Origin of the sequence: Streptomyces misionensis, assembly GCF_007896895.1 — a bacterium.
Lineage (GTDB): Bacteria > Actinomycetota > Actinomycetes > Streptomycetales > Streptomycetaceae > Streptomyces > Streptomyces misionensis_A.
Genome location: NZ_VOGW01000071.1, coordinates 25,768 through 38,632, shown reverse-complemented (window position 1 = coordinate 38,632; position 12,865 = coordinate 25,768). Strand labels below are relative to the sequence as shown.

Here is a 12,865-nt window from a genome sequence, read left to right as displayed (position 1 = left end):
GGCCCGTCGTGGTCTCGTCGAGCCCGGCCGCGCGCGTGACGCCGTCCCGGCCGGTCGCCGTCCGTTCAGGCGTCTGTGCGGATCACCACGTCCAGGGTGCGCGGGCCGTGCACGCCCTCGACGCGCTCCAGCTCGATGTCGGAGGTCGCCGACGGCCCGCTGATCAGCGTCGTGGGCCGCTCCGGGACCAGCCGGGCGACCGCCTCCGGCACGCCGACCACCACCGACGACAGGTCCACGACACACACGTGCAGGTCCGGCACCAGCGACAGCGCGCGCCGGCCCTGGTCCGGGGAGCCGTCCAGGAAGATGGTGCCGGTCTCCGCGCAGGTCACCGCGGACGCGGTGACCACGCCGTCGAGCGCGGCCAGCCGGGGCGCCGGTACGTCGGCGTCATCGCGCCGGACCTCGCCGTCGTAGCGGGCGAGCCAGGCCTCGTCGAGCCCCGCGGGGACGCCGATGCGGCGGGCGCCGTGCGCGTGGAGGGCCTCGGCGATCACCTCGGCGGTGCGGTCGGCGGTGCAGGTGCGCACCGTCGCCCTGTAGTCGACCAGGCGGTCCACCAGGAGGTCGAGCCGTTCCCGGTCGGGCAGGCTCCGGCCGGTGCGGTACGCACGCGGCACCGCCGGGGCCGGTTCCGGACCGGACAGGGCCAGCGCGTCCCGGATCCGGCCGAGCACCGTCTCGCGCGCGGTCGTGGTCATCGGTTCCCCTCCTCGTGGTCGTGCCGGACGGTGTCGGCGCCGGGCCGGGCGCCCTCCTCGGCCGCCGCGCGCAGGGCCGCCGCGCCCTCGGCGGAGGCCAGCCAGGAGCGGAAGGTCCGGCGGGGCGGAGCCGGGAGGTCCCGGGTGTCGGTCCAGCCGTCGAAGGGGGCCGGGAGGCGTGAGATCTTCCGGTCGCGTCCCGCCACCACCCGGCCGCCCGTCCCGGCCGCCTTCTGCGCCGCGGTGAACAGCCCGGGCCGGCTCATCACCGTCGCCGCGGCCTTCATCGCCAACTTCTCCGCGGTGGCTCGGGCCTGCTCGGTGTGCTGGTGGCGCAGCTCGACCAGGAGCGACGGGATGTCGATCTTCACCGGACAGGCGTCGAAGCAGGCCCCGCAGAGGCTGGAGGCGTACGGCAGCGAGCTGTTGGGGTCGTTCTTCGCGGCGTCCATGCCGGCCAGTTGCGGGGTGAGCACGGCACCGATGGGGCCGGGGTACGTGGAGCCGTAGGCGTGGCCGCCGGCCCGTTCGTACACCGGGCAGACGTTGAGGCAGGCCGAGCAGCGGATGCAGTGCAGGGCCTGGCGGCCGATCCGGTCGGCGAGCGCGGCGGTGCGGCCGTTGTCGAGCAGCACCAGGTGGAACTCCTGCGGTCCGTCGCCCGGGGTGACGCCGGTCCACATCGAGGTGTACGGGTTCATCCGCTCACCGGTGGAGGACCGCGGCAGCAGCTGGAGGAAGACCTCCAGGTCCTGGTAGCGGGGCAGGACCTTCTCGATGCCCATGACGGTGATCAGCGTCTTCGGCATGGTCAGGCACATCCGGCCGTTGCCCTCGGACTCGACGACCGACAGGGTGCCGGTCTCGGCGATGCCGAAGTTGGCCCCGGAGACCGCCACCGGGACGGTCATGAACTTCTCCCGCAGGTACGCCCGTGCCGCGGCGGCGAGGTGGGCGGGCACCGAGTCCAGTTCCGGATCGACGCCGGGGATGGCGGAGCGGAAGATGTCGCGGATCTCGTCGCGGTTGCGGTGGATCGCCGGTACGAGGATGTGCGACGGCTTGTCGTGCGCGAGCTGGACGATCAGTTCGGCCAGGTCGGTCTCGTACGCCGTGACGCCCTGGTTCTCCAGGTGCTCGTTGAGGCCGGTCTCCTGGGTGGCCATCGACTTGACCTTGATGACCTCGTCGCTGCCGGTCTCCTTGACCAGGCGGGTGACGATCTCGTTGGCCTCGACGCCGTCCCGCGCCCAGTGCACGGTGCCGCCCTGCTCGGTGACCTTGCGTTCCAGTTGTTCGAGGAGTTCGGGCAGCCGGTCCATGGTGGCCGCCTTGATCGCCGCGCCGGCGTCGCGCAGCGGCTCCCAGTCGGGCAGTTCGGAGGTGACGGCGAGCCGCTTGGCGCGGATGGAGTGGGTGGCCTTGCGGAGGTTGCGGCGCAGCTGCTCGTTGCGCAGCTCGTCGTGGGCGGCCTTGGGGAACTTCCGCTCGCCGCGCAGGTTGCCGGTCCCGTACGGGGAGCGCGGCGGGGCGGCGGGCATGCCGAGGAAAGTGCTGCTCATCGGGTGGCGGCCTCCGTCTTCGGGAACGCGTGGGGCGAGGTGCGGGTGGAGGCGAGGATCTGCGCCAGGTGCAGGGTGCGGGTGCCGGACCGGATGCGGGACAGCCCGCCGCCGATGTGCATCAGGCAGGACGAGTCGCCGGCCGTGCAGGCGTCCGCGCCGGTGGACAGGACGTTGCGCACCTTGTCCTGCAGCATGGCGCCCGAGGTGTCGGCGTTCTTGACCGCGAAGGTGCCGCCGAAGCCGCAGCAGGCGTCCGCCTCGGGCAGCTCCACCAGGTCGATGGAGTCCACCGCGCGCAGCAGCCGCAGCGGTTTGTCCCCCACCCGCAGCATGCGCAGCGAGTGGCAGGTGGGGTGGTAGGTGACCCGGTGGGGGAAGTAGGCGCCGACGTCGGTCACGCCGAGCACGTCCACGAGCAGTTCGGACAGCTCGTAGGTCTTGGCCCTGACGGTCTCGACGCCGTCCCGCAGCGCCGCGTCCCCGTACCGCTCGGCCACGAGCGGGTGCTGGTGGCGGACCGAACCCGCGCACGAGCCGGACGGCAGCACCACCGCGTCGATCGACGGATCGCCGAACTGCTCGGCGAACTTCCGCACGAGCGGGACGGGTTCGCGCTGGTAGCCGGTGTTGACGTGCATCTGACCGCAACAGGTCTGCCCGGGCGGGAACACCACCTCGTGGCCGAGCCGGGCGATCAGGATCGCGGTGGCTCTGACCGCGTCGGGGAACAGCGTGTCCCCGAGGCAGGTGGCGAAGAGTCCGATGCGCATGGCACCTCCTTGGCACAACGCTGGGACGCGATGAAGCAGAGTACGGTCCGACCATACTAGGTCCGACCGTAAAGCTCACAGTCCAGAATCCATTCAGGACACGTTTCGGTCAGACCTTATTGACATGGGACGTCATCGGTGCCCTACTGATTGCCGTTCAGCGACGTGCGCCGTGTCACGCGCCGGCCGGCGGGGCCCGGACCGGCGCGTTCCGGCGGTGCCCGAGGCACCCCGTACCGGCGCGCAGCAGTCGCAGGAGTCGCTCATGGAGGAGCACCTACGTGACCACCGCGCCACCGGCCGTCCTCGCGGCCTACACCCCCGACACCCATGCCGTCGGGGGCAGCCTCACCGGTACGGCCCTGCTGGGGCTGGTCCCGCTGGCCGTCTTCTTCCTGCTGCTCATGGCGGCCAGGCGCTCGGCCCTGCAATCGGCGCTCGGCTCCCTGGTCACCGCGCTGCTCGTCGCGGTGCTCGGCTACGGGATGCCGGTGCGCCTGGGCGTCCTGTCCGCCACCCAGGGCCTGCTCAACGGGCTCCTCCCGATCATGCTGATCGTCGTGGCCGCCATCTGGTTCTACGAACTCACCGTGGTCAGCGGGCGGTTCGAGGACCTGCGCCGCTCCTTCAGCGCCGTCGGCCGCGGCGACCTGCGGATCCAGGCGATGCTCATCGCCTTCTGCTTCGGCGGGCTGCTCGAAGCCCTCGCCGGCTTCGGCGCCCCCGTCGCCATCACGGCCGCCATGCTGATGTCGATAGGCCTGCCCAGGCTCAAGGCCGCCGTGACCGTCCTGGTCGCCGACACCGCGCCGGTGGCCTTCGGCGCCATGGCCATCCCGATCACCACCGGCGGCAGCCTCACCGGCATCCGGCCCGAGGACATCGCCGCGGTGGTCGGCCGCCAGACCCCGGTGCTCGCCCTCTTCGTCCCGATGCTGCTGCTCTTCCTGGTCGACGGCGTGCGCGGCTTCCGCCAGCTGTGGCCCCTCGCCCTGGTCACCGGGGGCGTCTTCGCCGTCGTCCAGTTCTGGTGCTCCCAGCACTTCGCGTACGAGCTCACCGATGTGGTCGCCTCGCTGATCGGCTTCGCCGCCGCGGTGGTGATGCTGCGCTTCTGGACCCCGCGGACCCCCGAGGACCAGCGCTCCCGCGTCGAGACCGAGCCGCTGACCCGGCGCCGCGTCACCCTGGCCGTGCTGCCGTACGCCCTGGTGATCGCGGTCTTCGCGCTCGCCAAGCTGACGGTGGGCGTCGACATGCCCGCGCTGCTCGGCAACGCCGCCGTCACGTTCCACTGGCCCGGCCTGTACGGCCGGCTGCTGACCGCCGACGGCACCCCCTCGTCCAGCGCCGTCTACAGCCTGGACGTGCTGGGCAACCCCGGCACCCTGCTGATCGTCTCCGGACTCCTGGTGATGCTCGTCTACGGCCTGGCCGGCGACCGGGACCGCTTCCCGATGTCGGGCCGCATGGGCCTGGCCGCCGCGGGCAGCACCCTGCGGACCATGCGGGGCGCCATCGCCACGGTCGCCACCGTGATGTCGCTCGCCTACGTCATGAACCAGTCCGGGCAGACCGTCGCCATCGGCACCTGGCTGGCCGCGGTCGGCTCGGTCTTCGCCCTGCTGTCCCCCGCCCTGGGCTGGCTGGGCACCGCCGTGACCGGGTCCGACACCTCCGCGAACGCCCTGTTCGCCACCCTCCAGCAGAGCGCGGGCAAGGCCGCGGGCATCGACCCGACCCTGCTGGTGGCCGCGAACTCCTCGGGCGGCGTGGTCGGCAAGCTGGTCAGCCCGCAGAACCTGACGATCGCCGCGACCGCCGTGGAACAGCCCGGCTCCGAAAGGATTCTGCTGGGCAAGGTGATCGGCTACAGCGTGGCGATGCTGGCCCTGCTCGGCGTGCTGGTCCACCTCCAGTCGACGCCGGTGCTCTCCTGGATGCTGCCCTGACGGACACGGTGTGACCGACGGCGGCCGGGGGCGCCCGCCGTCCGGCCGCGGGCCGGGTCAGTGCCCGGTGCCGACCAGCCCGCCGTGGAAGCCGCGGATGTGCCGCTCGGCCACGTCGGCCGCCTGGGCACCCTCGCCGGCGCGCACCAGGCGCAGCATCCGCGCGTGCTCGTCGTTCAGGGCGTCGGCCGCGGCCGGCCAGTCCTCGGCCCCCTCCAGCGCCTGGAGGATCATCGGGCGCACCGACTCGCGCACGGCCGCGGTGAGGGTGGAGATGAGGTGGTTGCCGGAGGCGCCGGCGATCAGGACGTGGAACCGCGTGTCCAGGTCGCTGAACTCCGCCGCGGTCACGCCCGGCGCGCGCATCCGATGCAGGATGCGCTCCGCCTCGTCGAGGTCCTCCGCCGGGGCGTTCTCGGCGGCGGCCTCGAAGCTGTGGCGTTCCAGCGTGACCCGCGCCTCCAGGACGTCCTGGAGGCTGTAGCTGCCCAGCGCCACATGGAGGCGGAGCAGCCGGCCGAGGGCGTCGTCCGGGTTGCGCACGATGCGTGCCCCGGCGTCCGGGCCGCGGCCCGACTGGGCGACCAGCACGCCGATCGTCTCCAGCACCCGCAGCGCCTCGCGCAGGGCGGACCGGCTGACGCCGAGGACCGGCGCCAGCTCGCGCTCGGGTGGCAGCCGGTCCCCGGCCTTGAGTTCGCCGGCCACCACCCGCTGCTCGATCCTCTCGAGCACGAGTTCGTGCGTACGGGCCTGCCGGACGGGCTCCCACTCGACGGACATGACCACTCCCCACCTGCTTGAAGCTCCTGATGCGACTATGTCATACCTCTGACGCGGTCGGACCGAAGCGGCCGCCCCCGGGGGCGCCCGGCCTCGTGCCCGTGGCCGTTCGCCCGCGCACCCTCCTCCGCGACACCTGTCCAGGAACCGGACGCCCCATGGCCAGGTACTGAACTGCGGTGCTACAAATGCCGCATGTCGGACACCGCGCGATCCGGACGCCGCGGCCGGCGCTCCGTGGTCGGCATGGGCCCCCGCAGCGTCGCCGGACAGGTCTTCCTGCTCCAGGTGGCCCTCGTGGTGCTGCTGGTGCTCAGCGGCGCGGTCGCGCTGTACCTCCAGTCCCAGCGGGACACCGACGCGGAGGCCCGCAGCCGTTCCATCGCCGTCGCCCAGACCTTCGCGCACTCCCCCGGAGTCCTCCGGGCGCTGCGGACCCCTGACCCGTCCAAGGTGCTCCAGCCGGTCACCGAGGCCGGGCGGAAGGCGGCGGGGGTCGACTTCATCGTGGTCATGGACACGCGCGGGATCCGGTACACCCACCCGATGCCGGGCAGGATCGGGCAGCGGTTCGTCGGGAACATCGGGCCGTCGCTGGCGGGCCGGACGTACACCGAGAGCGTCAACGGGCCGCTGGGCCACGAGATGCAGGCCACCGTGCCCGTCAAGGACGTTCGTGGCCGGGTGACCGCCCTCGTCTCCGCCGGGCTCAAGGTCACGAACGTCAACAGCCAGGTGGACCGGCAGCTGCCGATCATCCTGGGCGCCGGGGCCGGGGCGCTCGTGGTGTCGACCGGCGGGACCGCGCTGGTGGGGCGGCGGCTGCGGCGCCAGACCCACAGCCTGGCCCCGGACGAGATGACCCGGATGTACGAGCACCACGACGCGGTGCTGCACTCGGTGCGCGAGGGCGTGCTCATCGTCGGCGACGACGGGCGGCTGCTGCTCGTCAACGACGAGGGCCGGCGCCTGCTGCGGCTGCCGGCCGACGCCGAGGGACGGCACCTGTCCGAGCTGCCCGGCCTCGACCCGGAGACGGTGGAGCTGCTGGCCTCCGGGCGCGAGGCCACCGACGAGGTGCTGTTCGCCGGGGAACGGCTGCTGGCGGTCAACCAGCGGCCCACCGACCACGCGGGCGGCCCCCGCGGCACCGTGGTCACCCTGCGCGACACCACCGAGCTGCAGGCCCTCTCGGGCCGCGCGGAGGTCGCCCGGGAACGGCTGAAACTGCTCTACGACGCCGGTCTGGGCGTCGGCACCAGCCTGGACGTGCGCCGCACCGCGGAGGAACTGGCGCGGATCGCCGTACCGCGGTTCGCCGACTTCGTCACCGTGGACCTGGACGACGGCGTGCTGCACGGCGAGGAGCCGGCGCCCACCGCGGGCACCCTGCGGCGGCTGGCCGTGCACGGCGTCCGCGCGGACGCCCCGCTGTACGCGAAGGACCAGCTGATCCGCTACAAGCCGTCCACGCCCCAGGCCCGCGGCTACCACACCGGCCGCTCCGAGCTGGTCCCCGACCTGTCCGCCGCCATGGGCTGGCGGGCCCAGGACCCGCCGCGCACCCAGGCCGTCCTCGACTACGGCATCCAGTCCCTCGTCTCGGCCCCGATCCGGGCCCGCGGGGTCGTGCTGGGCATCGCCAACTTCTACCGGGCCAAGCGGGACCCCTTCGACGAGGAGGACCTGTCGCTGGCGGAGGAACTGGTGGCGCGGGCCGCGGTGAGCGTCGACAACGCCCGCCGCTACGCCCGCGAGCACACCCTGGCGGTCACCCTCCAGCGCAGTCTGCTGCCGCGTGCCCTGCCCGAGCAGGGCGCGCTGGACGTCGCCTACCGCTATCTGCCCGCCCGGTCCGGGGTGAGCGGGGACTGGTTCGACGTGATCCCGCTGCCGGGCGGCCGGGCGGCGCTGGCCGTGGGCGACGTGGTCGGACACGGGCTGCACGCCGCCGCCACGATGGGCCGGCTGCGGACCGCGGTGCACAACTTCTCCACCCTCGACCTGCCGCCCGACGACCTGCTGAGCCATCTGGACGACCTGGTGGGCCGCATCGACCAGGACGAGTTCGCCGCCGAGAACGCGGGCGAGATCGTGGGCGCCACCTGCCTGTACGCGATCTACGACCCGGTGACCCGCCGCTGCGCCATGGCCCGCGCGGGGCATCCGGCGCCCGCCCTGGTCCACCCCGACGGCTCCGTCACCTACCCCGAGCTGCCGGCCGGTCCGCCGCTCGGCCTCGGGGGCATGCCGTTCCGGACGGCCGAGATGGAGCTGGCCGAGGGCACGCAGCTGGTGCTGTACACCGACGGACTGATCGAGGACCGTACCCGCGACCTGGACGAGGGCATGGAGCTGCTGCGCCGGACGCTGGCCGGCCATCCCGACCGGTCCCCGGAGGCGGGCTGCCGGGCGGTGCTCGAGGAGCTGCTGCCCGACGGCCCCAGGGACGACGTGGCCCTGCTGATCGCGCGCACCCGGGCGCTCACCGCGGACCAGGTGGCCGAGTGGGACGTGCCCGCCGATCCGGCCGCCGTGTCGGGGCTGCGGCGCGCCGTGTCCGACCGTCTCGCGCAGTGGGGTCTGGAGGAGGCGGCCTTCGGCATGGAGCTGGTGCTCAGCGAGCTGGTCACCAACGCGATCCGGTACGGCTCCGAGCCGGTCCGGCTGCGGCTGATCCGGGACCGGACGCTGATCATCGAGGTGGCCGACGGCAGCAGCACCTCGCCGCATCTGCGGTACGCCGCGACGACGGACGAGGGCGGGCGGGGACTGTTCCTGGTCCAGCAGATGACCGAGCGGTGGGGGACGCGGTACTCGCCGCAGGGGAAGGTGATCTGGGCGGAGATGGCGGTGCGCCCGGGTCCGTCGGACTTCCCCGAGGTCTCGCTGGACTCGCTGGACTCCTTCGATCTGTGAGCGGGGAACGGCGAAGGGCCGCACCCCCTCACGGGGACGCGGCCCTCGACCGCCCTGCCTGGCCGCTTACTTGCGGATCAGGTTGCGCAGCACGTACTGCATGATGCCGCCGTTGCGGTAGTAGTCGGCCTCACCGGGGGTGTCGATGCGGACGACCGCGTCGAACTCGACACCGGTGTCGGTGGTGACCTTGACCGTGCGCGGCGTGGTGCCGTCGTTCAGCTCGGTGACGCCGGAGATGGAGAAGGTCTCCTCGCCGGTCAGACCGAGGGACCCGGCGGAGGCGCCCTCCGGGAACTGGAGCGGCAGGACGCCCATGCCGATGAGGTTCGAGCGGTGGATGCGCTCGTACGACTCGGCGATGACGGCCTTGACGCCGAGGAGCGCGGTGCCCTTGGCCGCCCAGTCGCGGGACGAGCCGGAGCCGTACTCCTTGCCGGCCAGGACGACCAGCGGGATGCCGGCGGCCTGGTAGTTCTGCGAGGCGTCGTAGATGAAGGAGACCGGGCCGCCGTCCTGCGTGAAGTCACGCGTGTAGCCGCCCTCGGTGCCCGGCGCGATCTGGTTGCGCAGGCGGATGTTGGCGAACGTACCGCGGATCATGACCTCGTGGTTGCCGCGGCGCGAGCCGTAGCTGTTGAAGTCGCGGCGCTCCACACCGTGCTCGGTGAGGTACTTGCCGGCCGGGGTGTCGGCCTTGATGGCACCGGCCGGGGAGATGTGGTCGGTGGTGACCGAGTCGCCCAGCTTGGCCAGGACGCGGGCGCCGGCGATGTCCTCGACCGGGGCCGGCTCCATGCCCATGCCCTCGAAGTACGGGGGCTTGCGGACGTAGGTGGACTCGGTGTCCCACTCGAAGGTGTCGCCGGTCGGGACCGGGAGGGCCTGCCACTGGGCGTCGCCCGCGAAGACGTCCGCGTACGACTTCTCGAACATGTCCTCGCCGATGGCGGCCGCGACGACCTCGTTGACCTCGGCCTCGGTCGGCCAGATGTCCTTCAGGTAGACCGGGTTGCCGTCCTGGTCGGTGCCCAGGGCGTCACGGGTGATGTCCACCTTCATGGAGCCCGCGATGGAGTACGCGACGACCAGCGGCGGGGACGCCAGGTAGTTCATCTTGACGTCGGGGTTGATGCGGCCCTCGAAGTTCCGGTTGCCGGAGAGGACCGAAGTGACCGCGAGGTCGTGGTCGTTGACGGCCTTGGAGACCTCCTCCGGCAGCGGGCCGGAATTGCCGATGCAGGTGGTGCAGCCGTAGCCGACCAGGTTGAAGCCCAGCTTGTCCAGGTACGGGGTGAGGCCGGCCTTCTCGAAGTAGTCGGTGACGACCTTCGAGCCCGGGGCGAGGGTGGACTTGACCCACGGCTTGCGGGTCAGGCCCTTCTCGACCGCCTTCTTGGCGACCAGGGCGGCGCCGATCATGACGTACGGGTTGGACGTGTTGGTGCAGGAGGTGATGGCCGCGACGGTGACCGCACCGTGGTCCAGCTCGTAGGTGGTGCCGTCGGGGGCGGTGACGGTGACCGGCTTGGACGGGGTGCCGTTCGGGATGGTCGACGGGGCGTCGGAGCCGGGGAAGGACTCCTTGCTGGCCTCGTACTCGTCGTTGACGTACGCGCGGACGTCCTGCTTGAACTGCTCGGCGGCGTCGGCGAGGACGATGCGGTCCTGCGGGCGCTTCGGGCCGGCGATGGAGGGGACGACCGTGGACAGGTCGAGCTCCAGCTTCTCGGAGAAGTCCGGCTCGGCCTTCGGGTCCAGCCAGAGGCCCTGCTCCTTGGCGTAGGCCTCGACGAGCGCGACCTGCTGCTCGCTGCGGCCGGTCAGGCGCAGGTAGTTGAGGGTCTCGCCGTCGATCGGGAAGATCGCGGCGGTGGAGCCGAACTCCGGCGACATGTTGCCGATGGTGGCGCGGTTGGCCAGGGAGGTGGCGGCCACGCCCTCGCCGTAGAACTCCACGAACTTGCCGACGACGCCGTGCTTGCGCAGCATCTCGGTGATGGTGAGCACGAGGTCGGTGGCGGTGGTGCCGGGCTGGAGCTCACCGGTGAGCTTGAAGCCGACGACGCGCGGGATCAGCATGGAGACCGGCTGGCCGAGCATGGCGGCCTCGGCCTCGATGCCGCCGACGCCCCAGCCGAGGACGCCGAGGCCGTTGACCATGGTGGTGTGCGAGTCGGTGCCGACCAGGGTGTCGGGGTAGGCCTTGCCGTCACGGACCATGACGACGCGGGCCAGGTGCTCGATGTTCACCTGGTGCACGATGCCGGTGCCCGGCGGGACGACCTTGAACTCGTCGAAGGCGGTCTGGCCCCAGCGCAGGAACTGGTAGCGCTCCTTGTTGCGGCCGTACTCCAGCTCGACGTTCTGCTTGAAGGCGTCGTTGGTGCCGAACTTGTCGGCGATGACGGAGTGGTCGATGACCAGCTCGGCCGGCGCCAGCGGGTTGATCTTGGCCGGGTCGCCGCCCAGCTCCTTCACGGCCTCACGCATGGTGGCGAGGTCCACGACGCAGGGCACGCCGGTGAAGTCCTGCATGATCACGCGGGCCGGCGTGAACTGGATCTCCTGGCTGGGCTGGGCCTGCGAGTCCCAGCCGCCGAGGGCGCGGATGTGGTCGGCGGTGATGTTCGCGCCGTCCTCGGTGCGGAGCAGGTTCTCCAGCAGGACCTTGAGGCTGTACGGCAGGCGGGCCGAGCCCTCCACCTTGTCCAGCCGGAAGATCTCGTACGACTCGTCGCCCACCTGCAACGTGCTGCGGGCGTCGAAGCTGTTCGCCGACACGACAGTCTCCTTCATTGATGTGCGCGTACCACCGTCAATCGTGCCGCCACGCCGGCTTGGCCGGTCCGGTGAGGTGAGGCTAAGTTAGGCTCGCCTTACCAGAGTGGCGACCGCGGTGCGCCTCGGCAGATATCTCGATGTCGAGATAACTCTAGTACATCGGTGCGGGATGGTCATGCCGGGCCGGGGTGCGGCGTCCCGTGCGCCCTGTCCCGGCCGCGGCCGGAACTGTGGCTTCCACCATGGCCCGGCGCTCACGGCCCTGGTGGAATGGGCCGATGCGCAGAGCCACGCCACTCCTTCCGGCCCTCGCCGTGCTCCTGCTGCTCACGGCGTGCGGAACCGAACACGCGGGCGTCCCCGGCGCGGCCGAACCGATGTCCTCCCTCCCCGTCACCGACCCGCCGGTGGACGGCGTCCGGATCACCTCCCTCACCCTCCCCTCCGCCACGCCCGGCCCCACCGCCGCCGACCGGTCCCGGGTGCACGCCGATCCCCTGCCCGCCGCCGGCGACTCCGGGATCTCGGCCGCCTACGAAGTCACCAACAACGGCACCGAGGCGCTGACGTACACGATCCTGTTCGACTTCACCACGGACGCCGGCGAGGTCATGGGCAACCGCCACGAGACGGTGCGCTCGGTCGGCCCCGGCACGACCCGGCGCGGCACGGTCCGGCTGGGGGCACCGGCCCCCGGCTCGTCCCGGGTGAGCCGTGTCGAGGTCGCCCAGGTGACCCGGGTGCCCGCCGCCGAGGCGCCGCCCGCGCCCGGCCAGTGCCCGCCCTCCGGCATCCGGCTCACCGCCGATGACGGCGACGCCGCGATGGGCCTGCGCGTGGTGGGACTGCGCCTGGAGAACTGCGGGAAACGGGATTACGCGCTCGACGGCTATCCGCTCCTCGAACCGCTGGACGAGGACCTGGCGCCCGTCCAGGGCGTCCGGATCGTGCACGGGAGCGGAAGCCTCAGCACCGACCCGCAGTTCGACCAGCCGGCCCGCGCGCTGGTCCTGAAGCCCGGCGAGAGCGCCGTCTCGGGCCTCATGCGCAACACCACCGGGTCCGGCACCCCTGTCGACGTGCCGTACGTCAGGGTGCGGGCGGAGCGGGGCGCCGCCCCGGTGACCGTGACGCCCGGTTCGGTGGGGCAGTACCGCGGGCTGGGGAGGTGCATGGGGCGCGCGGGCGGCGTGCAGTGCTGCCGCAGGATGAAGGGGGCGGGGCGGGGGGGCACGGGCGCTCGGGGTTAGACGGGGGGGGCCGGGCCCGTGGTCGTGGGCGTCGGCCCGGTGGGCGGGGACGCGTTCTGGACCCGCCTCGACGCGGCGGGCCCGAAGGTGGACCGCACGCTGGCCTCGACGGTCGACCCGGAGGACGTGTTCTCGCGC

At 72.4% G+C, this 12,865-nt stretch carries 8 protein-coding genes; 3 read left to right on the top strand and 5 right to left on the bottom strand.

Going from position 1 to position 12,865, the window contains the following annotated elements:
* Positions 1 to 65: 65 nt before the first annotated feature.
* From FRZ03_RS12905 to FRZ03_RS12895, 3 genes are read right to left on the bottom strand one after another with little or no spacing between them, the layout of a single operon-like run.
* Positions 66 to 704: a LutC/YkgG family protein gene (locus FRZ03_RS12905; RefSeq protein ID WP_146465283.1), complete on the bottom strand. Its 639-nt coding sequence runs from the start codon at positions 702 to 704 to the stop codon at positions 66 to 68.
* Positions 701 to 2,266, bottom strand: a complete 1,566-nt coding sequence (locus FRZ03_RS12900) for a LutB/LldF family L-lactate oxidation iron-sulfur protein (RefSeq protein ID WP_146465282.1) — start codon at positions 2,264 to 2,266, stop codon at positions 701 to 703. The genes FRZ03_RS12905 and FRZ03_RS12900 overlap by 4 nt, the downstream gene beginning before the upstream one ends.
* Entirely contained in the window at positions 2,263 to 3,039 is a 777-nt protein-coding gene (locus FRZ03_RS12895) for a (Fe-S)-binding protein (protein ID WP_146465281.1), read from the bottom strand. The genes FRZ03_RS12900 and FRZ03_RS12895 overlap by 4 nt, the downstream gene beginning before the upstream one ends.
* 281 nt (positions 3,040 to 3,320) lie before the next feature.
* Here FRZ03_RS12895 and FRZ03_RS12890 point away from each other — a divergent pair, with 281 nt between their 5' ends.
* Positions 3,321 to 4,991, top strand: a complete 1,671-nt coding sequence (locus tag FRZ03_RS12890; protein WP_146465280.1) for an L-lactate permease — start codon at positions 3,321 to 3,323, stop codon at positions 4,989 to 4,991.
* 57 nt (positions 4,992 to 5,048) lie between these two features.
* On the opposite strand, the gene FRZ03_RS12885 is transcribed toward FRZ03_RS12890, so the two are convergent.
* Positions 5,049 to 5,774, bottom strand: coding sequence for a FadR/GntR family transcriptional regulator (locus FRZ03_RS12885; protein WP_146465279.1), 726 nt, complete (start codon positions 5,772 to 5,774; stop codon positions 5,049 to 5,051).
* A 246-nt stretch (positions 5,775 to 6,020) separates the two neighbouring features.
* On the opposite strand from FRZ03_RS12885, the gene FRZ03_RS12880 reads away from it, so the two are divergent.
* Positions 6,021 to 8,693, top strand: a complete 2,673-nt coding sequence (locus FRZ03_RS12880; RefSeq protein ID WP_261398962.1) for a SpoIIE family protein phosphatase — start codon at positions 6,021 to 6,023, stop codon at positions 8,691 to 8,693.
* Between the two features lie 66 nt (positions 8,694 to 8,759).
* Here the strand turns inward: FRZ03_RS12880 and acnA are convergent, their stop codons facing one another.
* Entirely contained in the window at positions 8,760 to 11,477 is a 2,718-nt protein-coding gene (gene acnA / locus FRZ03_RS12875) for an aconitate hydratase AcnA (RefSeq protein ID WP_146465277.1), read from the bottom strand.
* A gap of 278 nt (positions 11,478 to 11,755) precedes the next feature.
* Here acnA and FRZ03_RS12870 point away from each other — a divergent pair, with 278 nt between their 5' ends.
* Complete coding sequence (locus FRZ03_RS12870) at positions 11,756 to 12,727, top strand: DUF4232 domain-containing protein (RefSeq protein ID WP_146465276.1); 972 nt, start codon at positions 11,756 to 11,758, stop codon at positions 12,725 to 12,727.
* Positions 12,728 to 12,865 lie beyond the last annotated feature (138 nt).

What these genes read in the sequence shown, in the direction of transcription:
- FRZ03_RS12900 (WP_146465282.1), bottom strand. Translation starts at nt 2,266, where the DNA reads ATGAGCAGCACTTTCCTCGGCATGCCCGCCGCCCCGCCGCGCTCCCCG.
- FRZ03_RS12870 (WP_146465276.1), top strand. Translation starts at nt 11,756, where the DNA reads ATGCGCAGAGCCACGCCACTCCTTCCGGCCCTCGCCGTGCTCCTGCTG.
- FRZ03_RS12880 (WP_261398962.1), top strand. Translation starts at nt 6,021, where the DNA reads ATGGGCCCCCGCAGCGTCGCCGGACAGGTCTTCCTGCTCCAGGTGGCC.
- FRZ03_RS12885 (WP_146465279.1), bottom strand. Translation starts at nt 5,774, where the DNA reads ATGTCCGTCGAGTGGGAGCCCGTCCGGCAGGCCCGTACGCACGAACTC.
- FRZ03_RS12895 (WP_146465281.1), bottom strand. Translation starts at nt 3,039, where the DNA reads ATGCGCATCGGACTCTTCGCCACCTGCCTCGGGGACACGCTGTTCCCC.
- FRZ03_RS12905 (WP_146465283.1), bottom strand. Translation starts at nt 704, where the DNA reads ATGACCACGACCGCGCGCGAGACGGTGCTCGGCCGGATCCGGGACGCG.